General features: G+C 44.3%; 20 protein-coding genes. 15 read left to right on the forward strand and 5 right to left on the reverse strand.

What is annotated here, in order from left to right:
- The first annotated feature begins 32 nt into the window (after nt 1–32).
- Nucleotides 33–812 (forward strand): class I SAM-dependent methyltransferase, encoded by a 780-nt coding sequence (locus ACED48_RS06705; RefSeq protein ID WP_017055562.1) that lies wholly within the window; start codon nt 33–35, stop codon nt 810–812.
- A gap of 161 nt (nt 813–973) precedes the next feature.
- On the forward strand, nt 974–1,537 hold the full coding sequence (locus ACED48_RS06710; protein ID WP_017055563.1) for a hypothetical protein: 564 nt from the start codon (nt 974–976) through the stop codon (nt 1,535–1,537).
- Nucleotides 1,538–1,630: 93 nt separating this feature from the next.
- On the opposite strand, the gene ACED48_RS06715 is transcribed toward ACED48_RS06710, so the two are convergent.
- Together ACED48_RS06715 and uspA are read right to left on the reverse strand one after the other, a co-directional pair.
- Nucleotides 1,631–2,509, reverse strand: a complete 879-nt coding sequence (locus ACED48_RS06715) for a carboxylate/amino acid/amine transporter (RefSeq protein WP_017055564.1) — start codon at nt 2,507–2,509, stop codon at nt 1,631–1,633.
- A 52-nt stretch (nt 2,510–2,561) separates the two neighbouring features.
- Nucleotides 2,562–2,996 carry a universal stress protein UspA gene (uspA, locus tag ACED48_RS06720; RefSeq protein WP_017055565.1) on the reverse strand — a complete coding sequence of 145 codons (435 nt, stop codon included), beginning with the start codon at nt 2,994–2,996 and terminating at the stop codon, nt 2,562–2,564.
- A 186-nt stretch (nt 2,997–3,182) separates the two neighbouring features.
- Here uspA and ftnA point away from each other — a divergent pair, with 186 nt between their 5' ends.
- The 3 genes from ftnA to ACED48_RS06735 all read left to right on the forward strand — a co-directional run bounded on the left by ftnA (nt 3,183) and on the right by ACED48_RS06735 (nt 5,514).
- Entirely contained in the window at nt 3,183–3,710 is a 528-nt protein-coding gene (gene ftnA, locus ACED48_RS06725; RefSeq protein ID WP_017055566.1) for a non-heme ferritin, read from the forward strand.
- A gap of 68 nt (nt 3,711–3,778) precedes the next feature.
- Nucleotides 3,779–4,102: a universal stress protein UspB gene (gene uspB, locus ACED48_RS06730; protein WP_017055567.1), complete on the forward strand. Its 324-nt coding sequence runs from the start codon at nt 3,779–3,781 to the stop codon at nt 4,100–4,102.
- A gap of 218 nt (nt 4,103–4,320) precedes the next feature.
- Nucleotides 4,321–5,514, forward strand: coding sequence for an NAD(P)/FAD-dependent oxidoreductase (locus ACED48_RS06735; RefSeq protein ID WP_017055568.1), 1,194 nt, complete (start codon nt 4,321–4,323; stop codon nt 5,512–5,514).
- A 110-nt stretch (nt 5,515–5,624) separates the two neighbouring features.
- Here the strand turns inward: ACED48_RS06735 and ACED48_RS06740 are convergent, their stop codons facing one another.
- Nucleotides 5,625–6,530, reverse strand: coding sequence for a DMT family transporter (locus tag ACED48_RS06740; protein ID WP_017055569.1), 906 nt, complete (start codon nt 6,528–6,530; stop codon nt 5,625–5,627).
- 138 nt (nt 6,531–6,668) lie between these two features.
- On the opposite strand from ACED48_RS06740, the gene rmuC reads away from it, so the two are divergent.
- The 7 genes from rmuC (at nt 6,669) to tatC (ending at nt 13,006) form a co-directional block, all read left to right on the forward strand.
- Nucleotides 6,669–8,201 (forward strand): DNA recombination protein RmuC, encoded by a 1,533-nt coding sequence (gene rmuC / locus ACED48_RS06745; RefSeq protein WP_017055570.1) that lies wholly within the window; start codon nt 6,669–6,671, stop codon nt 8,199–8,201.
- Between the two features lie 66 nt (nt 8,202–8,267).
- Nucleotides 8,268–9,047, forward strand: a complete 780-nt coding sequence (gene ubiE, locus ACED48_RS06750; protein ID WP_029626870.1) for a bifunctional demethylmenaquinone methyltransferase/2-methoxy-6-polyprenyl-1,4-benzoquinol methylase UbiE — start codon at nt 8,268–8,270, stop codon at nt 9,045–9,047.
- Nucleotides 9,048–9,147: 100 nt separating this feature from the next.
- Nucleotides 9,148–9,753, forward strand: a complete 606-nt coding sequence (locus ACED48_RS06755) for an SCP2 domain-containing protein (RefSeq protein ID WP_017055572.1) — start codon at nt 9,148–9,150, stop codon at nt 9,751–9,753.
- Complete coding sequence (ubiB, locus tag ACED48_RS06760) at nt 9,750–11,384, forward strand: ubiquinone biosynthesis regulatory protein kinase UbiB (RefSeq protein ID WP_017055573.1); 1,635 nt, start codon at nt 9,750–9,752, stop codon at nt 11,382–11,384. The genes ACED48_RS06755 and ubiB overlap by 4 nt, the downstream gene beginning before the upstream one ends.
- A gap of 53 nt (nt 11,385–11,437) precedes the next feature.
- The gene (gene tatA, locus ACED48_RS06765; RefSeq protein WP_004735565.1) at nt 11,438–11,692 is read left to right on the forward strand and encodes a Sec-independent protein translocase subunit TatA; all 255 of its coding nucleotides are present in this window, start codon (nt 11,438–11,440) and stop codon (nt 11,690–11,692) included.
- A 3-nt stretch (nt 11,693–11,695) separates the two neighbouring features.
- On the forward strand, nt 11,696–12,103 hold the full coding sequence (gene tatB, locus ACED48_RS06770) for a Sec-independent protein translocase protein TatB (RefSeq protein WP_017055574.1): 408 nt from the start codon (nt 11,696–11,698) through the stop codon (nt 12,101–12,103).
- Between the two features lie 147 nt (nt 12,104–12,250).
- A complete protein-coding gene (tatC, locus tag ACED48_RS06775; protein ID WP_017055575.1) occupies nt 12,251–13,006 on the forward strand; it encodes a twin-arginine translocase subunit TatC in 756 nt (251 codons plus the stop codon).
- Between the two features lie 274 nt (nt 13,007–13,280).
- Here the strand turns inward: tatC and ACED48_RS06780 are convergent, their stop codons facing one another.
- Nucleotides 13,281–14,045, reverse strand: coding sequence for a TatD family hydrolase (locus ACED48_RS06780; protein ID WP_017055576.1), 765 nt, complete (start codon nt 14,043–14,045; stop codon nt 13,281–13,283).
- 207 nt (nt 14,046–14,252) lie between these two features.
- Here ACED48_RS06780 and hemB point away from each other — a divergent pair, with 207 nt between their 5' ends.
- The 3 genes from hemB to polA all read left to right on the forward strand — a co-directional run bounded on the left by hemB (nt 14,253) and on the right by polA (nt 19,307).
- Entirely contained in the window at nt 14,253–15,296 is a 1,044-nt protein-coding gene (gene hemB, locus ACED48_RS06785) for a porphobilinogen synthase (RefSeq protein ID WP_017055577.1), read from the forward strand.
- A gap of 77 nt (nt 15,297–15,373) precedes the next feature.
- Complete coding sequence (locus tag ACED48_RS06790) at nt 15,374–15,814, forward strand: GNAT family N-acetyltransferase (RefSeq protein ID WP_017055578.1); 441 nt, start codon at nt 15,374–15,376, stop codon at nt 15,812–15,814.
- Between the two features lie 694 nt (nt 15,815–16,508).
- Nucleotides 16,509–19,307 (forward strand): DNA polymerase I, encoded by a 2,799-nt coding sequence (gene polA / locus ACED48_RS06795; RefSeq protein ID WP_017055579.1) that lies wholly within the window; start codon nt 16,509–16,511, stop codon nt 19,305–19,307.
- Nucleotides 19,308–19,812: 505 nt separating this feature from the next.
- Here the strand turns inward: polA and ACED48_RS06800 are convergent.
- Nucleotides 19,813–20,412, reverse strand: a complete 600-nt coding sequence (locus ACED48_RS06800) for a hypothetical protein (protein ID WP_017055581.1) — start codon at nt 20,410–20,412, stop codon at nt 19,813–19,815.
- Nucleotides 20,413–20,574: the final 162 nt, after the last annotated feature.

The raw sequence follows: 20,574 nt of genomic DNA on the forward strand, positions 1-20,574 counted from the left end.
TATTTGAATACTACAGTCTGTTGGAGACGACCTTGCAACTACAACTGATTTGCGAAGATGCTACCCAAATCGATCATTTAAATGACCTAGCGACCCGTTGGCATTTATCTCATGATGAAAACAGCGATTTTGCGTTGGTATTAACGAGCGAGCGACTTGAGTTACGCAAAGTAAACGAACCGAAGTTGGGCGCTATCTTTGTGGATTTAGTAGGAGGCGCAGTTGGTCACAGACGTAAGTTTGGTGGCGGTAAAGGCCAGGCGATTGCCAAGGCGGCAGGTTTAAACAAAGGAGCAACACCGACTATCCTCGATGGCACGGCCGGTTTAGGACGTGACGCGTTTGTGTTGGCCTCGTTGGGCTGTAAAGTACAAATGGTAGAGCGTCATCCTGTCGTGGCCGCGTTGCTTGATGATGGCTTACAACGTGCGCAGCAAGATCCGGATATTGGTGGTTGGGTAAGCGAACGTATGACGTTGATTCACGCTTCAAGTCATGACGCTTTAAATAAGCTCTGTGATGATCCTAATTTCAAGCAACCAGATGTGGTTTACCTCGACCCTATGTACCCACACCCTGAAAACAAAAAGAAATCGGCTTTGGTTAAAAAAGAGATGCGCGTATTCCAATCTTTGGTCGGCGCTGATATGGATGCTGATGCTTTATTACAACCTGCTCTTAAGCTCGCATCAAAACGCGTTGTGGTTAAAAGACCTGATTACGCCGCGTGGTTAGACGAGCAAAAGCCAAGCATGGCGATCGAAACCAAAAAGAACCGTTTTGATGTGTATGTGAAAGCATCAATGACCTAGGTAAAGTATCAATTACTCAGTTAAAGCATCAATAACTTAGCGACACGCTAAGAAAATTCCCCGTCATAAATACGATAAATTACCATTTAACACTTGCGATAGTCGCGTTACGGATGTATATCTAACTAAGAATCATTATTATTCTTAGCTGGAGTTGTAGCATGGCTAAACGCTTTTGTAAGTTAAACCGTCGAGATATTACCGAACACCTAGGTGAGATCCACAGCTTGGTCACTGAACCCAAGTTTGTGTGTCGTTCTTGTGCGCGTTCATCGGCAGATCAAGCGAACCTATGCAAACCGACTGCAATTCCACCGCTTGGTTGTCAAAGCAAACCCATCGAAGAGAAAGTGGTGTGTGGCCTGTTAGCTGAAACGCTGCCTAAGCCTGAAATAACGCTTGTTGAGGTTGTAGATGCGCCTGATTCTGCCGTACAAATGTTCGATCCTAGCGTGGTAAGCATTGCTAAAAAACCATCATTGAAAAAAGCCAAGCTGAAAAAGCTCATGGCGAGCAACGGTCAGAAAAAAGAGCTTAAGCGAGCGAAAAAAGCCGCGAAGAAGCAAGAGAAGTACAATAAGAAATTGGCGAAGATGATTAAGAAGCAGCAAAAGCTGTTTAAGAAAAGTCAGAAGATGGAAAGCAAACTGGAACGCATCAACCTACAACTTGATGACGTTGTTTTCACAGAAAGCCAATCGTTGGTAGCAAACCATATTCACTAATACTGAAGATGATAAGTTTATTTAAAAAGAGCGACCTTAGGTCACTCTTTTGCATTCTGGGGTAGCCACAATCTGTTCAACCCAATCGAACGGTTAAACGTTGCTTGCGGATCTCGCTACGCGCTTCTTCACCCAGGTCTCATTGAGGAATAGAGAAAACAAGATAACGCAGCCACCAATGGCAAGTCGAACCAGGTCAACATCCCTATTCCAAATCAGGATGTTCACTACAAGGCCGGTTGGAACTAAGGCATTATTCATTACGGCCAGTGCGCCTGCATTCACCATACATGCGCCTTTATTCCACATAAAGTAACCCAGCCCCGAGGCTATCAAGCCAAGGTAAATCAGGATTCCCCATTGAAGTGTGGTCGTTGGCAACTTCTCAGCGTTGCCCAGTAGCATGAAAGCAACCGAAGCGACGCATAACGCACCTAAGTAAAAGTAACCAAAGACCGTTCTTTGCGGTAGTTCAGTCGATTCCTTCTCCATTACCACTTTATAGCCTACTTGCCCGATAGCAAAGCACAGGTTAGCGCCTTGCACGACTAAGAAACCGACTAAAAAATTGTCGTTGATTCCCGCAAACTTAATGAAAATGGCTCCAAGTACTGCCGTCGCTGCTGTTACCAAATACCACGGTGAAAACTGCCCTTTTAGAAAGTCATAAATCAGCGTGACGTAAATTGGCGTGAAAACGGTAAACAAAAGGACTTCAGGCACAGATAGTAGCAAGAAAGATTGATAGTAGAAGCAGTACATCAGACCAAGCTGGATACCACCAATTGCCATCAATTTAGCGATCAACTTACGCGAGACGCCACGGAACTTAAGGAAAGGAAGAAATACGATGCCAGCAAGGGCGACGCGCATTAAAACAGAAAACCAAGAATCAACCTGACCAGCAAGGTAGACGCCAATCAGGCTAAATGAGAAGGCCCACAGGAGGGTAACACCAGCTAAATAGCTCATACAAAAACTTCGTTAATAAGATATGAGCTGTATGTTACCTAACCTTAAATCATTAGTCTTCTGAATCTCTTAGAGGCACGACCAGCATATCAACCGGTGATGCGTTGATCAGTTGTCGTGTTGAAGAAAGCAGCTTGCTCCAAAAATCTTGGTGATGTCCGCAGACCACTAGATCAACATTAAACTCGTTGATGGTGTCACACAGTTCATGACTCAAGTCACCGCTGCCTACTAAAGTATGAGCGATTGGGTACTGAGCGTGTTCAGCAAAACTTTGTAATTGAACTCGTGATGCTTCCATCGCATTGTGCTGAGTTTCTGCCATGTTGATATCAATCAGCCCAGTATAAAGCTCGGCATAATTAATATCGATGTGGATAAAAGAGACTTTTGCACCCAATGGTTTAGCCAATACAACCGCTTTATCGACGAGTCGTTTACTGTCTTCAGATAAATCGACCGCAACCAAAATATGTTTGTAACTCATATCGCTACCTCCCTATTCATTGTCTAGTTAAAGATTAGCACTATGTGATACCTTTTTTTGCCAGAGTGATCTCATATCCATCGTCTTGCGTAGTAAGAGGGAAATATTGGTTAACTAATGGCCTGCGAGATATTCATTAAATAGTGATATGATAGAGAAAATAACGGATGTAATTAGGAGACCGAAATGCTGTCTAAAACAATGGTTGAGCAACTGAACGATCAAATTAACCTCGAATTTTTCTCATCCAATCTATACTTACAAATGAGTGCTTGGTGTGAAGACAAAGGATTTGAAGGTGCAGCAGAGTTTCTGCGTGTTCATGCAGTAGAAGAAATGGGACACATGCAACGTCTTTTCACTTACGTAAGTGAAACGGGTGCGATGCCAATTCTAGGTGCGATTGAAGCGCCAAAACATGAATTTGATAGCCTTGGTGCAGTGTTCCGTGAAACTTATGAACATGAGCAAATGATTACTCAAAAAATCAACAAACTCGCTCACGTCGCTTTTAGCACACAAGATTACTCAACCTTTAACTTCTTGCAATGGTACGTTGCAGAGCAACACGAAGAAGAAAAATTATTTAAAGGTGTATTAGATAAGCTAGAACTTGTTGGTGAAGACGGTAAAGCACTGTTCTTTATTGATAAAGACTTAGCGCAATTGGCAAAAGATGGTTCATCTTCAATTATGGAAACTCCTGCTGTTTAGGTAGTAAGAGAAAGACACTGATTATCTTTTTCTTCCGAGTTTTCTGATGAAGATGTAGGGAGGAAAGGATGATCAGCGGCGACACTATTCTATTTGCACTAATGGTTGTGACATGTGTGAACTGGTTGCGTTATTTTACTGCGCTACGAACACTTATTTATATTATGCGAGAAGCGCACCCTCTGCTTTATCAACAAGTAGACGGAGGCGGTTTTTTCACAACCCATGGCAATATGACCAAACAGGTTCGCTTGTTTAGTTACATAAAAAGCAAAGAATATCACCATCACCATGATGAAGTTTTCACATCGAAATGTGATCGAGTGAGGCAGCTATTTATACTTTCTGTCTCTTTGCTGGGTGTAACGTTACTATCTTCGTTCATCGTTTAAGCGTGATCTGGATTTTGGTTGTAGGTCTCGTATCCAATCAGTGAACATATTGATGCTTGCGATTTGTACAATTGAACATCAATTGCAAAGTTGAAAATTGCCGCTAAAATAGCGAGCAACAAGTAAGGATGTGCTGTTTATGCACATCCTTTTTTATTGACCGCATTTCGAGAACAGGGCGTACTCGGGCTGCAAAAGTGAAGAAAAGCAGAACCACAATGAGTGAAAAATTTGATGTAATCGTAATTGGTGCGGGCGCCGCGGGCTTAATGTGTGCTGCGGAAGCGGGTAAACGCGGCCGACGAGTGCTGGTGGTTGATCATGCAAAGAAACCAGGCAGAAAAATTTTAATCTCAGGTGGCGGCCGTTGTAACTTCACTAACTATGATGTTTCAGCAAACAACTTCCTGTGTAACAATCCTCACTTCGTGAAGTCAGCGCTGTCTCAATACACCAACTGGGATTTTATCTCGATGGTGAGCAAGTACGGCATTGAGTTCGAAGAGCGTGATCACGGCCAATTGTTCTGTGTGAATAACCACACCGCAAAAGACATCGTGAGCATGCTGCTTGAAGAGTGTAAGCAAGCGAAAGTCGAACAACGCTACCGTTGTGATGTTCACTCCATCGAAAAAACAGATACAGGCTTCAAGATGCACCTCAACACCGACGAAGTTGAGTGTGACTCATTGGTTGTCGCGACAGGTGGTTTGTCGATGCCTAAGCTCGGCGCAACGCCTTTTGGCTATAAGATTGCCGAGCAGTTTGGTTTGTCTGTGATGCCGACTACTGCGGGTTTGGTGCCATTTACTCTGCATAAAGAAGACAAAGAAGCCTTTGCTGAGCTTTCAGGAATCGCGATTCCTGCCGAGATCACCGCGCAAGATGGTACCTTATTCAAAGAAGCGTTGCTGTTTACTCACCGCGGCTTATCTGGCCCGTCAGTACTGCAAATCTCTTCATTCTGGAAAGCGGGCCAATCGGTCTCTATCAACCTAGTACCCGAAGTGGATGTTGCGGAGCTACTTGAAAACTCTCGCGAGAAACACCCAAACCAGAGCCTGAAAAACACCTTGGCGAAAGTATTGCCAAAGCGTTTTATTGAAGTACTGATTGATCGTAAAGAGCTGGAAGACAAGCCACTTAAACAGTTTAATGAAAAGCAATTGAATGGCGTTGTAGAACATCTAGAAAACTGGAAAATTGCGCCAAACGGCACCGAAGGATACCGCACGGCCGAAGTGACTCTAGGCGGTGTAGACACCAATCACCTATCTTCAAAAACCATGGAGTGTAAGAGTGTCTCTGGCCTCTACTTTATCGGTGAAGTGATGGATGTAACTGGCTGGCTGGGTGGCTACAACTTCCAATGGTGTTGGAGTTCTGGCTTTGCCGCAGGGCAGTGGGTTTAGTTATTTAGTCAGATGAATAAAAAATGGCGAGTCACATGACTCGCCATTTTTGTATCTATTTCAGAGTGAAAAGTAACTAAGTTGATGGCTTTCGCAGTCAATCGACACTTTTAGTTCTCATTAGCAACTGTCTTGTTTTTTGAAAACTTGATCTGCTGAATCACCAAGCCGGAAATTATTAATACTAGGCCAAACAGTGTCGCCGGGTGAATCTCTTCGCCAATGATGGTTGAAAGTAGCATCAGTGAGATAAATGGCGAGGCAAAAATTAGGTTACTGATGCGTGCTGTGTTGTTGGTCAGTTTTAGTGCTGAGAGCCACAAGACAAAGGTAATACCCATCTCGAACAGACCAACGTAAGTCACCGCCATCCAACCTTTCGCTGTGATTTGGCTAAAGCTTTCGCCTTCATAAAGGGTTAAACCAATCGCGAATGGCAATGCCACTAAGAACCCAAGCAGTACGCCAACCACAGGGTCAGCCTTGTTTTTGGTGTTGAGAATCCAGTAGCCCGCCCAAAGCAAGGTTGAAAGCAGCGCCAGTGCCACACCGAGTGGGCTATCGAACTGCATGCCTAGCACGTCGCCTTTGGTAGCAATCACCACCACGCCGGCATAGCTGAAGGTACACGCTATCCAATCTTGTTTGCGAATCTTTTGTCCTAGAAACACCGCTGCCATTAAGGTTAGGGTGATCGCCCAGCTGTAGTTGATGGCTTGAGCTTGAGAAGCGGGCAGTAGGTCATACGCTTTAAAGAGAATCAGGTAGTAGGCTAGAGGGTTCACCAAACCGAGCAGGAGGTAATACCAAGGGTTGGAAAGAAACGTAGTACTCAACTGAGTAAGTTTGCCTTGAAAGGCGCAAACCGCGATCAGTGCAATCGACGACACAATGCTGGCGATGGTCAGCATTTGAATCGGTGAAAACTCAGCAAGGGTCAGCTTAAAAGCAGTAGCGACTGTTGACCACAGCAATACCGCAGCAAGGCCAAAGCCCAAGGCACGACGTTCGTTCATAGCAACTCATTCTAATTTGATGGAAATTAATACAGAGCGCTTAGTCTATCTGGCGAATTTTAATACGGCAAACTGGACATTTATCCAGTATCAAAATACCATTTAATGAGTTATTTCCAATTAGGCTAAATCATTATCATGCAATGGATTATCGAACATCAAGCAACGCTTATTGCTGCAATTTCTGGCGCGCTCGTCAGTAGCAGTGTGGTGGGTTGGTGGATAAAGCAAAAGTTCTCTTTTCAACAGCGACTTCTTGAACAGCAACTTGAGTCCGATCGTTTGTTGCATCAATCTCAACAGGCGCAACTCAAGTTATCGCTTGCAGAGGCACAACAAGAGTTGGATGAGCTGGATGATGAGCGAGATAAAGCGGTATTTGAACTCAAGCAAGCGCACGGCAAGGTGATGGCCGCGATGGAAAAGCTTCGTTATTTTGAAGCCGTTAAGCAGGAGCGCCAGCAATATGCTGATGAGATCAATGTGCTTAAAGCTCATAAATCAGAGCTAGAAGCTGAGCTGCGAGAGCAAGAGGCGAGGCACGATCAAGAAAATCTCGCCAATAATGAAAAACTGCAGCTGTTGGAGCATGCAGAATCTCGATTAAAGCAACAGTTTGAGCATTTAGCTAATCAGTTATTTGAAACTAAAACCGCCAAGGTTGATCAGCAGAACAAGCAGAGCCTAGAAGGTTTGTTGTCACCTTTGAGAGAACAGCTAGAAGGTTTTAAAAAGCAGGTTAACGATAACTTTAGCCAAGAAGCCAAAGAGCGTCATACTTTGGTGCATGAACTTAAAAACCTGCAACGTCTGAATGAAAGCATGACGCGTGAAGCGGTGAACCTGACTCAAGCGCTCAAGGGCGATAATAAACAGCAAGGTAACTGGGGCGAAGTGGTACTGGCTCGTGTGCTTGCTGAATCAGGCCTGCGCGAAGGCCATGAATACCAAACGCAAGTGAACCTGCAAAACGATGCGGGCAAGCGTTATCAACCGGATGTGATTGTTTATCTGCCACAAGATAAGCAAGTGGTGGTGGATTCGAAAATGGCGTTGGTGGCCTTTGAACGCTACTTCAATGCTGAAACTGATCAACAACGCGATGCTGCACTACGGGATCACTTAGTTTCTCTAAGAGCGCACATCAAAGGCTTGAGCCAGAAAGATTATCATCAACTCAAAGGCATTCAGAGCCTCGATTATGTGTTGATGTTTATTCCGGTAGAGCCGGCATTTCAAGTGGCGATTCAAGCCGACCCTAGCTTAGTCAAAGACGCGATGGAACAAAACATCATCTTGGTTAGCCCAACGACCTTGCTGGTGGCACTGCGTACCATTGATAACCTGTGGCGCAACGACAGGCAGAACCAGAACGCTCAAGTTATTGCGGAACGTGCGAGTAAGCTTTACGACAAATTGCGCTTGTTTGTTGATGACATGGAAGGCCTTGGTAGCTCATTAGATAGAGCCAATCAAAGCTATCAAGGTGCCATGAATAAGCTAGTAACAGGCCGTGGTAACGTGATTCGCCAGGCAGAGAGCTTCAAGCAATTGGGTGTTGAAGTGAAAAAACCGATTTCGATAGGTTTGGCTGAAATGGCGCAAAATGAGGCTTTTTCAGAAAATGCCTCCTTAGTAGAAAGACAACCCGCTGAGGATAAAGTAAACTAATCGGCCGCAGCGCCTCTTAAAGAGAGAGTGTGCTGTCGATGAGAACTTACCATGGTAGATAACAGCATTATGGACACAAGCGTGCAGACAAATTCAGAAGTAGAGTCAGAAACCACACACTTTGGTTTCGAAACCGTCGCGAAAGACGAAAAAGTCGCGAAAGTCGCAGAGGTATTTCACTCTGTAGCCGCTAAATACGACATCATGAATGATTTAATGTCGGGTGGTGTTCACCGCTTGTGGAAGCGATTCACGATTGATTGCAGTGGCGTTCGCCCGGGTCAACGTGTTCTAGACCTCGGTGGTGGTACTGGCGATCTTACGGCGAAATTCTCGCGTATTGTTGGTGACAAAGGCCACGTGGTTCTTGCTGATATCAACAATTCAATGCTGAATGTTGGCCGTGATAAGCTGCGAGATAACGGTATTGTGGGCAATGTGCACTACGTACAAGCCAATGCTGAAGAGCTACCATTCCCTGACAACTACTTCGATTGCATTACCATTAGCTTCTGTCTGCGTAACGTAACCGATAAAGACCAAGCATTGCGTTCAATGTTCCGCGTACTTAAGCCGGGCGGCCGCCTGTTGGTTCTGGAGTTTTCGAAGCCAGTACTTGAGCCACTATCGAAAGTGTATGACGCATACTCCTTTCACCTGTTACCTAAAATTGGTGAGCTGATTGTCAATGATGCAGACAGTTACCGCTACCTTGCCGAATCTATCCGCATGCACCCAAATCAAGAAACTTTAGAAGGCATGATGCAAGACGCGGGTTTTGAAAACACTAAATACTACAACCTAACGGGCGGCATTGTTGCGCTGCACCGGGGTTACAAGTTCTAGTCGAACTTGACAGTAGGCTCGTTGAGCTGGCTAGACAATAAAAGAATAAAGACAGAACGGATAGGTTAAGGCTTATCCGTTTTCAAAGGTAAGGACAGTCATGCCATTTGATCCATTGGTCACCGCGGTTATTGAAACCTCTTTAAATACTTTCGTGAACGATGATCCAGCCTTGGTTCGTCGTTTGTCTCGTTTAAAGGGGCAGATCATTCAAGTCAATTTGAAAGAGTTGAATAAAACACTCACTTTCGTTTTCAGCCAACAAATTGATGTATTGGCTGACTATGAAGGACAACCTGATTGTTATTTATCCTTGAATCTATCGGTATTACCGGAACTGCGTGAGCAGTCGAATATCACCAAACTGATCAAGCAAGATAAGCTGATCTTAGAAGGTGATATTCAGTTGGCACAAAAATTTGCTCAATTGATGACAGACTGCAAGCCTGACTTGGAAGAGTGGTTGTCACGAGTGACTGGCGATGTGGTTGCACATACCTTGGTCCAAAGCGCTAAAAATGTGGGTGACCTGATGGCTAAGCAGGCAACTAAGCATCAAAACCACCTTGCTCAGGTTTTGACTGAGGAGTGGAAGATGGCACCCGCTCCGTTAGAAGTCGCACATTTTTGCGATCAGGTTGATGACGTAAAAAGTGCCACCGCACGCCTTGAATCAAAATTGAATACTCTGTTGGAGAAAGCATGACCCCTGCAGAAGTGAAACGTCTTTATCATATTATCAAGGTACAGTTAGAGTATGGCCTTGATGAGTTGATGCCAGAACACCAATTGACTAAAGCCCCTTTGCTGGCGAGAAAGTCACTGTTTTGGCTCAAGAATAAGCATCAAGATAAAGAGTTAGGCCACCGCTTGCGTTTAGCATTACAAGAATTAGGGCCGGTCTGGATCAAATTCGGACAGATGATGTCGACACGTCGTGACCTATTTCCTCCTCATATCGCCGATCAATTGGCGTTGTTGCAAGACCAAGTGGCGCCATTTGATGGCGCGTTGGCCAAGCAAGATATGGAAACGGCACTGGGTGGCAGTTTAGATAACTGGTTTACTGATTTTGATATTGAGCCACTGGCTTCGGCTTCTATTGCTCAGGTGCATACGGCAAAGCTGAAAGAGAGTGGTCGCGAGATTGTTCTCAAGGTAATTCGACCTGATATTCGCCCGGTGATTGATGCAGATCTAAAACTGATGCACCGAATGGCGCGTATAGTCGCTAAGTCGCTTCCTGAAGCACGTCGTTTGAAACCCGTTGAGGTGGTCCACGAGTACGAAAAAACGCTACTTGATGAATTAGATCTGCGTCGTGAGGCAGCCAATGCGATTCAACTGCGACGTAATTTTGAAGGCAGTGAAGAGCTTTATGTTCCAGAGGTTATCCCTGATTTAAGCAGTGAAACCCTGATGGTGTCAGAACGAATCTATGGTATTCAGGTTTCAGACATTGAAACGCTAAACGCCAACGGCACTAACATGAAATTGCTGGCTGAACGCGGTGTGACAGTATTCTTCACCCAAGTGTTCCGCGACAGCTTTTTCCATGCAGACATGCATCCGGGGAACGTGTTCGTTAACCCTGAAAATCCAGATAATCCTCAGTGGATTGGCTTGGATTGTGGCATTGTCGGCACGCTTAACAGTGAAGATAAGCGCTATTTAGCCGAAAACCTGCTGGCTTTCTTTAATCGAGATTACCGTAAAGTCGCAGAGCTGCACGTGGATTCTGGATGGGTGCCACACGATACCAACGTCAATGATTTCGAATTTGCGATTCGTATGGTGTGTGAGCCTATTTTTGCCAAACCACTTGGCGAGATCTCATTTGGCCATGTATTGCTAAACTTATTTAATACAGCAAGACGTTTCAACATGGAGGTTCAACCTCAGTTAGTACTTCTGCAGAAGACCTTGTTGTATGTGGAAGGCCTAGGCCGCCAGTTGTATCCGCAACTTGATTTGTGGGCAACGGCGAAGCCTTTCCTAGAAACTTGGATGATGAATCAAGTGGGGCCGCAAGCTGTGATTAACGCAGTCAAAGAGCGCGCGCCATTCTGGGCAGAAAAACTGCCGGAGCTGCCAGAGCTACTTTATGACAGCTTGCGCCAAGGTAAAGCGATGAACCATAGAATGGATGAACTTTATCAAGGCTACCGAGATAGTAAGCGTCAGCAAGCAACAGGAAAGTTTTTGTTTGGCGTTGGAGCTACTTTAGTCGTATGCTCCGCAATATTAGTTTCAAGCCCTTATGAGCAGCTATCCATGGGCTGTGGCATCGCAGGTGTCACATTTTGGTTGCTTAGTTGGCGAGCTTACCGTCGTTAGACAGTAGACTCTCTTAATATTTTTATGTGTAGACAGACCCGAGGACAATGACAATGGGTGGTATCAGTATTTGGCAACTTTTAATCATTGCTGTAATTGTAATTTTGCTATTCGGAACAAAGAAACTGCGCGGCATGGGTGGTGACTTAGGTTCAGCGGTTAAAGGCTTCAAAAAAGCGATGAGCGATGAAGACAAGCCTGCAGATAAGAAAGATGCAGACTTCGAACCAAAGAATATTGAACAGCAGAAGAAAGAAGCGAGCGCTGAAACAACTGCTGAAACAAAGAAAGACAAAGAGCAGGCGTAAATCGTGTTTGATATCGGTTTTTGGGAACTGGTATTAATATCTGTCGTTGGGTTAGTGGTTTTAGGACCTGAGCGTTTGCCCGTAGCGATTCGCAGTGTCTCCAAGTTTGTTGGACAAGCGAAAAGCATGGCAAATAGTGTGAAAGATGAACTTTCTCATGAGCTTAAGGTACAAGAGCTGCAAGAAAACCTACGTAAGGCGGAAAAAATGGGTATGGAAGATTTATCTCCAGACCTACAAGCATCAGTCGATGAACTTAAGCAGGCCGCTGCTGATGTTCAACGTCCATATGCTAAGCCTGAGTCTGATAAGCCAAGTGAGACTAAATCCAGTGTCACGGAAACTGTGGAATCTGAAACTATTCAGGTTAACAGTGAGGCTTCAGCACCGTCAGATAAGAAAGCCGAATAGTCTCGCAAGGAGGAGTCGCCAGATACTTATGTAGCTAGATGTTTAAGTAGCTACATATTTAAGTAGATAGCTATTCAAGTGGATACTAATTCAACTGGATAGATACGCGCGCGGCTCCTTTTCGATCTTCCTTTTAAGAGGTTTGACATGTCTTCGACTGAGCAGACACAGCCTTTAATTAGCCATCTTCTAGAGCTACGTAATCGCCTACTGCGTGCGATTGTTGCCGTTCTGGTTGTGTTTGTTGGGCTAATTTATTTTGCTAATGATATTTATGAATTCGTATCGGCACCCTTGGTAGATCGCCTACCTGAAGGGGCGACGATGATTGCAACGGATGTTGCATCACCATTTTTCACGCCGTTAAAGCTAACTTTAGTTGCCTCTATTTTTGTCGCGGTACCGTTTATTTTGTATCAGGTATGGGCTTTTGTTGCACCGGGTTTATACAAACATGAGAAGCGTTTGATAATGCCTTTGTTGGCTTCAAGTTCGCTGTTGTTTTACTGTGGTGTAGCGTTTGCTTACTTCGTGGTATTCCCGTTGGTATTTAGCTTCTTTACCACTATCTCTTTGGGACAGGTGGAGTTTGCGACAGACATATCGAGTTATCTTGATTTTGTACTGGCACTGTTCTTGGCCTTTGGTATTGCTTTTGAAGTGCCTGTTGCGATTATCTTGTTATGTTGGACTGGTGCGACAACGCCTAAATCGTTGTCTGAAAAGCGCCCTTATATTGTTGTGGGTGCGTTCATTATCGGCATGATGCTCACACCACCTGATATGATTTCGCAAACGCTGTTGGCCATTCCAATGTGTATTTTGTTTGAGATTGGTCTGTTCTTTGCGCGCTTCTATGTGCGTAAGCCGAATGGCGATGAAGAGGAAGAAGCTGAATCTTAATTGAACCGTGCTTCTTAACGAGTCATTTAACAATAAAAAAGCGGCCTATGGCCGCTTTTTATTGTGTCTTGTTTATCGAATCTTTAACTGATATCCACAGTTTTGGCATATATAGAGCTCTTTAATCCCTAATATTTTATGCCACAAGGTCCGATGCTGGCGTTGCAAGTGCTGTGAGTGGTCACACATAATCATCATCTCCATATGAATGCAGTTGATAATAGACCTGTTGCTTTCTCTTCTCAAATATTTTGGTGGTTTAAATCAATTTGATTTATGACAAATTAAATAAGTCTCTCGCATTTTGAGTGGTTATTGCGTCAACTTCTTTCATTGTCATGCCCCTTAGGTCGGCAATACGTTTCGCAACCAACTCCGTATAAGCGGGTTCATTGCGTTTACCACGGTGTGGCGCGGGTGCTAAATAAGGGCAATCTGTTTCCAAGATGACGTAATTCATATCCAGATGTGGGATTACCTTATCCATCCCCGAATTCTTAAAAGTAGAGACTCCCCCTAACCCTAAATGAAAACCTAGTTCATTGATCGCTTGAGCTTCTTCTAAGCTGCTCCCAAAGCAGTGGAACACGCCACGTAAGCTGCCATCTTGCTCTTGACGGAGTAGAGTTAGTGTCTCCTCGATAGAGTCTCGAGTATGGATCACTACTGGTAGATCGAGTTCTTTTGCCCACTGCAGTTGAGTCACAAACGCCATCTCTTGTTCGGCTTTAAAGGTTTTATCCCAGTACAGGTCGATACCAATTTCACCTACGGCGATAAAGTCACGCTTATCGAACCAAGCTCGAATGGTTTTCAGGGTTTGTTCAATATTGGCATCCACGTAGCAGGGGTGTAAGCCCATCATCGAATGACACACCTCAGGGAACTGTGCTTCCGTTGCTAGCATTGGCTCGATAGATTCTAAATCGATATTAGGTAGCAGAATCGTATCAATTCCTTGATCTCGTGCGCGTTGTACTACTTGTTCGCGGTCTTCGTCGAATTCGCTCGCGTAAATATGAGCATGGGTGTCGATCATTATTTTGTCCTGAAAGCGGTCTGTACTGAGTTGTTGTGAGTATACGGCAGTGTGAGGAGAAGGTCATTTTTTGCCATTCATCCCTATTTTTGAATGGGTTTTATACTTTACTGCTAGCGTCCTGAGCCATCAATGATATGCTTTTGCTTGTATTTAGCACTTTTCATATCTAAGTATTTCGTGCTTAGACTAGGCAAGGAGAATCTAGTGTCTGTTTCAATTCAAGGTCAATTTCCAGGTCGTCGTATGCGCCGTATGCGTAAGCATGACTTTAGCCGTCGCCTAATGGCAGAAAATCAATTGTCTGTGGATGATCTAATCTACCCAATGTTCATCCTGATGGGCAAAGAACGCCGCGAGCCTGTAGAATCCATGCCGGGTGTTGAACGCCTGTCGATCGATCTTATGCTTGAGGAAGCGGATTACCTGTCAAAATTAGGTGTTCCTGCGATTGCTCTGTTTCCGGTAGTGAACCAAGACGCTAAAAGTTTATGTGCGGTTGAAGCTCATAACTCGGAAGGTTTAGTTCAACGTGCAGTACGCTTACTAAAAGAGCACGTGCCAAACATTGGCGTTATTACTGATGTAGCACTAGACCCGTTCACTACTCACGGCCAAGACGGCATCATCGATGAAGATGGTTACGTGATAAATGACGAGACGACCGAAGTCTTGATCAAGCAGGCGCTGTCGCACGCTGAAGCGGGGGCTGATGTGGTTGCCCCATCAGATATGATGGACGGTCGTATTGGTAAAATCCGTGAAGCGTTGGAAGAAGCCGGTCATATTCATACTCAAATTATGGCGTATTCTGCGAAATACGCGTCTTGCTACTATGGTCCATTCCGTGATGCTGTTGGTAGTGCTTCAAACCTAAAAGGTGGTAACAAGAAGAACTACCAGATGGATCCGGCGAACAGTGATGAAGCAATTCATGAAGTGGCAATCGATCTGAATGAAGGTGCTGACATGGTGATGGTGAAACCAGGCATGCCTTACCTAGACATCGTGCGCCGTGTGAAGCATGAACTACAAGCCCCCACGTTTGCTTACCAAGTGTCTGGTGAATATGCGATGCACAAAGTCGCTATTCAAAATGGTTGGTTGAAAGAGCGCGAAACCGTCATGGAATCACTGCTGTGCTTTAAGCGTGCGGGCGCCGATGGCATTCTTACTTACTTTGCTAAAGATGTCGCAGAGTGGCTTGCTGAAGACAATGCACAAGTATCAAAGCATTTAAAAGAAAAGTAACTGCGCAGAATGAACTTAAGTGATCAGTAAAAGGGTTGGCCATTGTGCCAGCCCTTTCGTTTATAAGGGTGGATAAGATGTCAGTCATTGTACGTGAAGGCTCACTGGAAGAGGTGGTGTCTGTTGTTGAACAGATTACTGAGTTTGCTAAAAAAGAGAGTGTCGCGTCTTTATCGGAGCGGTTAGCGGGTAAAACAAGCCTGATCCTCGTTGCTGAAGAAGCGGGCGTGTTACTGGGTTTTAAGATCGGCTATGAATTGGATCGGCAGACCTTTTATAGTTGGTTTGGGGGCGTTTCTCCACTTGCAAGAAATAAAGGGGTCGCACAGGCGCAGCTCGATGCTCAGGAGCAATGGGTGAAGCAACAGGGCTATCAACAACTGAAAGTTAAATCTCGCAATCAGTTTCCAGCTATGCTGCGTTTGTTATTGAGAAACGGCTATCAAATCGAAAAACTGGAAGAAAAAGAATATATTACTGAAAATAGAATCCATTTTTTGAAGGCACTTTCAGTGTGATGAGTGATTGAAATTAGTGTGATGATTCACTAATTATAAATTAAATGAGATTTATTATCATCTAACTGTTGACTATTAAATGAGAATCATTATTATTAACCCTGTCTTAGGGAATGAGGAAATGTTCACAAGGATGTTGAGTACTCAAGTATCTACTTGGTTACGTAACAGAATTCTCGCGAACTTATACTAAGTTCTTTTTGACACGACATTGCTCACATTGCTTCCAGTGTAATTTATAGCTTTTAGGTAAAGCTGTGGTATTCAATTTGAATAGCTTTACCGGTTTTTGCTAGGCGACATCTTCGGGTGTCGCTTTTTTTATACCTCTATTTCAACAAGATGCATATTTAGTGGCACGTATTTTTATGAATAAAACGCCATCAGTATTCTTTTCCACAATGCAGGATCGAAAAAAGATCGTTGATCATCTGTTCGATCTGTTATTTTTTTCTTTATTTTCAGTTATTTATGCTTGTTTTTTTATTGCTTCACCTTAGTTCTCAACAGGGTGGGTAAATAATATAAACAGAGTTATCCACAGGTGGCTAGTGTCTCAGAACAAAAAATAACAATAAATTGATTATAACGAATACAATCGAATGAACGGATACGGATCGACAACGTAGAATCCAACCAACAGACGTGGCATTCTTAACAGATTATTTCTGTACTTACTGGATACACAAACATTATGGCTCGTATTCCTGATAATCCATTGATTCTAATCGATGGCTCTTCTTACCTATATCGCGCGTTCCATGCTTACCCTGGCACAATGAGCAATGGTGATATCCCAACCAACGCTGTTTATGGTGTGGTTAACATGCTACGTAGCATGATGCGTCAATTCGCTTCTGATCGTATGGCGGTAATTTTTGATGCGAAAGGGAAAACGTTCCGTGATGATATGTACCCAGAGTACAAAGCAAACCGTCCACCAATGCCTGACGACCTTCGTTGCCAGATCGAGCCACTGCATAATGTCATTCGTGCGATGGGTCTACCGCTTATCTCTATCCCTGGGGTAGAAGCCGATGACGTGATTGGTACGCTGGCTTCTCAAGCTTCCGCGATGGGCATGCCTGTTCTTATCAGTACTGGCGATAAAGATATGGCCCAACTGGTTGATGACAACGTTACTCTTATCAACACCATGACTAATGTGGTGATGGATCGTGAAGGCGTTATCGAGAAGTTTGGTATCCCACCTGAGTTGATCATCGATTACCTTGCTCTAATGGGTGATAAAGTCGATAACATTCCGGGCGTGCCGGGTGTGGGTGATAAGACAGCGACGGCTCTGTTGCAAGGCATCGGCAGCATCGAAAAACTGTATCAAAACCTTGATGACATTGCGGCGCTTGGCTTTCGTGGTTCAAAAACCATGGCGAAGAAGCTTATCGATAATAAAGACAACGCTGAGATGTCTTACGAACTTGCGACCATTAAGTTGGATGTTGAGTTAGAAGAAACACCGGAATCGCTCGTGAAAGCTCAACCAAACATTGATGAGCTGATTAAGCTATATGGTCAGCTGGTGTTTAAGTCTTGGCTCAATGAGTTACTTGACGGCGGTAATGGGGTGGTGGAAGCGGCTGAAAGATCAGGTGCGGTACGCAGCAACGGCTCGTCTGCCACTTCAGCTGTTGAGATGAATACCTCTGCAGTGACGATTGATCGCAGCCACTACGAAACGATTCTAGATAAAGATGCTTTCAATACTTGGTTAGAAAAACTTAAAGCGGCTGAAGTGTTTGCTTTTGATACAGAGACAGACAGCCTAGACTACATGGTCGCTAACCTTGTCGGTCTATCATTTGCCACTGAAGAAGGCGTTGCCGCTTACGTGCCGGTTGCTCATGACTACCTCGATGCTCCTCAACAACTCGATCGTGATTGGGTACTAGAACAGCTTAAACCGATACTAGAAGATGACTCGCAAGCAAAAGTAGGTCAAAACCTAAAGTATGATATGAGCGTTTTAGCGCGCTACGATATCGAGATGAAAGGCATCAAACACGACACCATGCTGGCGTCATACGTTTTCAACAGCGTAGGTGGTAAGCATGATATGGATAGCTTAGCGCTGCGTTTCCTTCAGCATAGCTGTATCTCATTTGAGCAAATTGCAGGTAAAGGAAAAAAACAGCTTACTTTCAACCAGATTGAATTGGGCGAAGCATCTCCATATGCTGCGGAAGATGCTGATGTGACATTGCGTCTTCATCATCGTTTAATGGAAAACATTGAGCAAGATGAAAAGCTAAAAACCATCTATGAAGACATTGAAGTACCACTGATTCCTGTGATGTCTCGTATTGAACGCACAGGTGTCTTCATCGATGACATGTTACTAGGGGCTCAATCGCAAGAGATTGCGGTTCGTCTTGTTGAGCTAGAACAGAAAGCTTATGAGATTGCAGAGCAAGAGTTCAACATGAACTCGCCAAAACAGCTGCAAGCGATCTTGTTTGAAAAGATGGGTCTGCCCGTTATCAAGAAAACGCCATCAGGTAGCCCGTCAACCAACGAAGAAGTGTTGCAAGAGTTAGCGTTGGACTACCCGCTGCCTAAGCTGATCATTGAGTATCGTGGCCTAGCAAAACTGAAATCGACGTATACTGATAAACTACCTAAGATGATCAACGCTGAAACGGGTCGTGTTCATACGTCCTATCACCAAGCGGTGACAGCGACAGGTCGTTTGTCTTCGACCGATCCAAACCTGCAGAACATCCCAATTCGTAATGAAGAGGGTCGTCGTATCCGCCAAGCATTTGTTGCTCAACATGGGTGGAAGATTTTAGCGGTCGATTACTCACAAATTGAATTACGTATTATGGCGCACCTGTCGGGCGACAAAGCCTTATTGGAAGCTTTCCAACAAGGCAAAGACATCCACGCAGCCACTGCGGCTGAAATTATTGGCGTTGATATTGAGAGCGTTACCTCTGAGCAGCGTCGTCGTGCAAAGGCGGTTAACTTTGGTCTTATCTATGGTATGAGTGCCTTTGGTTTGGCTAAGCAGCTGGGTATTCCTCGCGGTGAAGCGCAACATTACATGGACACCTACTTCGAACGCTATCCTGGCGTAATGCAGTACATGGAAGACACACGTAGCGCAGCGTCAGAGCAGGGCTTTGTTGAAACGATTTATGGTCGTCGTTTACATTTGCCGGAGATTAAATCTCGAAATGGCATGCGTCGTAAAGCGGCTGAGCGTGCGGCGATCAACGCACCAATGCAAGGTACGGCAGCTGACATTATCAAAAAAGCAATGCTATTGGTTGATGAGTGGATTCAAGCGGAAGGCGATGGTCGTGTGAAACTGCTAATGCAAGTGCACGATGAATTGGTATTTGAAGTGGAAGAGTCATCTTTGGCCGAAATTGAAAGTAAAGTACAAGAATTGATGGAATCCGCTGCTGAGCTAGCCGTTCCGCTTGTTGCGGAAGCTGGCCACGGTGATAACTGGGACCAAGCCCACTAATCAGTTTTTGACCTTATCGAGTGAATTAGTATGAGCCAGTGCACAAACACTGGCTTTTTTTTATCTAAAATAAAGTTGAATTGTGGAAAGAACTAGGATGTTTTAATAAAACATTCATGAAAAAAAATTACAAAAAATGTTTTCATTTCTGAGCAATTGTTGTACATTAAATCTCGTAGGGTACAGAGGTAAGATGTTCTATCTTTCAGACCTTTTGTTTCACGTTATTGGATTAGGCTGATTCAGCCGCCCCAGTCAGCATTTGACTGGGGCGTTTTTTCTTGTGCGAAAGAAAAATATTTCCAACCATAATTACCCTACTGATCCGCTTACTTTTCATGCCTTTTCCTAGGCTTTTCAAAAATCCTCTTTATTACGTTAGTTTTCTTAAATTTGGAACTCAATCAGAAATTGGTAATTTTAATCCGTCTTAAATTCGATTGTTTTTTCATTTGAAATAACTTTTATTTTACAAATTTCCGGTAAAGGATTGATGGCTCATGCCTTATTTATCAGAGCATTGAGTTGGTGAATGCTCGATGTAGTCCATGATTTTCTGTTGTTTCTCGGTGCTGTATTTCAGTGCTTCGGCGGTGATCTGGATGGAGCGTGCCATCGAAGAGATATTGTTGGTCGCTTTCACCAAGGTTTGCTGCATTGGTTTCAGGATAAGCAGATAGATAGCGGTTAAAGCGATAATAATGACAGCGATAACCGCCGCCAGCGCAATGATGAGTTTGGTCTGTATATCATCGAGCAGTATTTGACTGGTTTGTTTAAAGGCGAGGCGAGATTGATCCAAGGCTTGAGGGAGTTGATTGAGTGATGTCTGAGTTGAAGCCGCAAATTTATTCATGCTGTCGACGGTCTGATTCAAGGCTTGTTGCTGGTCTTCGCTGAGATTGGGGTTATTGACGATGGCTTGCAAAGATTGCGATATCCTCTCAAGAGATTCACTGGCCTCCTGAGCATACTTCTCCATGCCATCGAGATCTAAGGTCATATCGACGTTGATCAGTGGTGCTTCTGTTGGTTCTGCTTCAGAGGTGTGGCCTGTAACAGGTATCAGCATCATTGCTATTATCGCCAAGAGTGTTTTCCACATGAGTACTCCTTTCTCGTTGTTCTGTTTAGCAAACGTTGTTTTTAGTATGGTTTACTTCTATACGTTCAAGCGGATAAATATCATTTTTAACGTTTAAAATTGGGCTTAACTCACTCATTTATGAGCAAAAAAATACCCCACCTAATAAGGTAGGGTATTGAT

The organism is Vibrio sp. 5S239 (assembly GCF_041439575.1).
GTDB classification, from domain to species: Bacteria; Pseudomonadota; Gammaproteobacteria; order Enterobacterales; family Vibrionaceae; genus Vibrio; species Vibrio kanaloae.

What these genes read in the sequence shown, in the direction of transcription:
- uspB (WP_017055567.1), top strand. Translation starts at nt 3,779, where the DNA reads ATGATCAGCGGCGACACTATTCTATTTGCACTAATGGTTGTGACATGT.
- tatA (WP_004735565.1), top strand. Translation starts at nt 11,438, where the DNA reads ATGGGTGGTATCAGTATTTGGCAACTTTTAATCATTGCTGTAATTGTA.
- tatC (WP_017055575.1), top strand. Translation starts at nt 12,251, where the DNA reads ATGTCTTCGACTGAGCAGACACAGCCTTTAATTAGCCATCTTCTAGAG.
- ACED48_RS06780 (WP_017055576.1), bottom strand. Translation starts at nt 14,045, where the DNA reads ATGATCGACACCCATGCTCATATTTACGCGAGCGAATTCGACGAAGAC.
- ubiB (WP_017055573.1), top strand. Translation starts at nt 9,750, where the DNA reads ATGACCCCTGCAGAAGTGAAACGTCTTTATCATATTATCAAGGTACAG.
- ACED48_RS06790 (WP_017055578.1), top strand. Translation starts at nt 15,374, where the DNA reads ATGTCAGTCATTGTACGTGAAGGCTCACTGGAAGAGGTGGTGTCTGTT.
- ACED48_RS06755 (WP_017055572.1), top strand. Translation starts at nt 9,148, where the DNA reads ATGCCATTTGATCCATTGGTCACCGCGGTTATTGAAACCTCTTTAAAT.
- ACED48_RS06710 (WP_017055563.1), top strand. Translation starts at nt 974, where the DNA reads ATGGCTAAACGCTTTTGTAAGTTAAACCGTCGAGATATTACCGAACAC.
- rmuC (WP_017055570.1), top strand. Translation starts at nt 6,669, where the DNA reads ATGCAATGGATTATCGAACATCAAGCAACGCTTATTGCTGCAATTTCT.
- ftnA (WP_017055566.1), top strand. Translation starts at nt 3,183, where the DNA reads ATGCTGTCTAAAACAATGGTTGAGCAACTGAACGATCAAATTAACCTC.
- uspA (WP_017055565.1), bottom strand. Translation starts at nt 2,996, where the DNA reads ATGAGTTACAAACATATTTTGGTTGCGGTCGATTTATCTGAAGACAGT.
- ACED48_RS06735 (WP_017055568.1), top strand. Translation starts at nt 4,321, where the DNA reads ATGAGTGAAAAATTTGATGTAATCGTAATTGGTGCGGGCGCCGCGGGC.
- ACED48_RS06800 (WP_017055581.1), bottom strand. Translation starts at nt 20,412, where the DNA reads ATGTGGAAAACACTCTTGGCGATAATAGCAATGATGCTGATACCTGTT.
- polA (WP_017055579.1), top strand. Translation starts at nt 16,509, where the DNA reads ATGGCTCGTATTCCTGATAATCCATTGATTCTAATCGATGGCTCTTCT.
- ACED48_RS06740 (WP_017055569.1), bottom strand. Translation starts at nt 6,530, where the DNA reads ATGAACGAACGTCGTGCCTTGGGCTTTGGCCTTGCTGCGGTATTGCTG.
- ACED48_RS06715 (WP_017055564.1), bottom strand. Translation starts at nt 2,509, where the DNA reads ATGAGCTATTTAGCTGGTGTTACCCTCCTGTGGGCCTTCTCATTTAGC.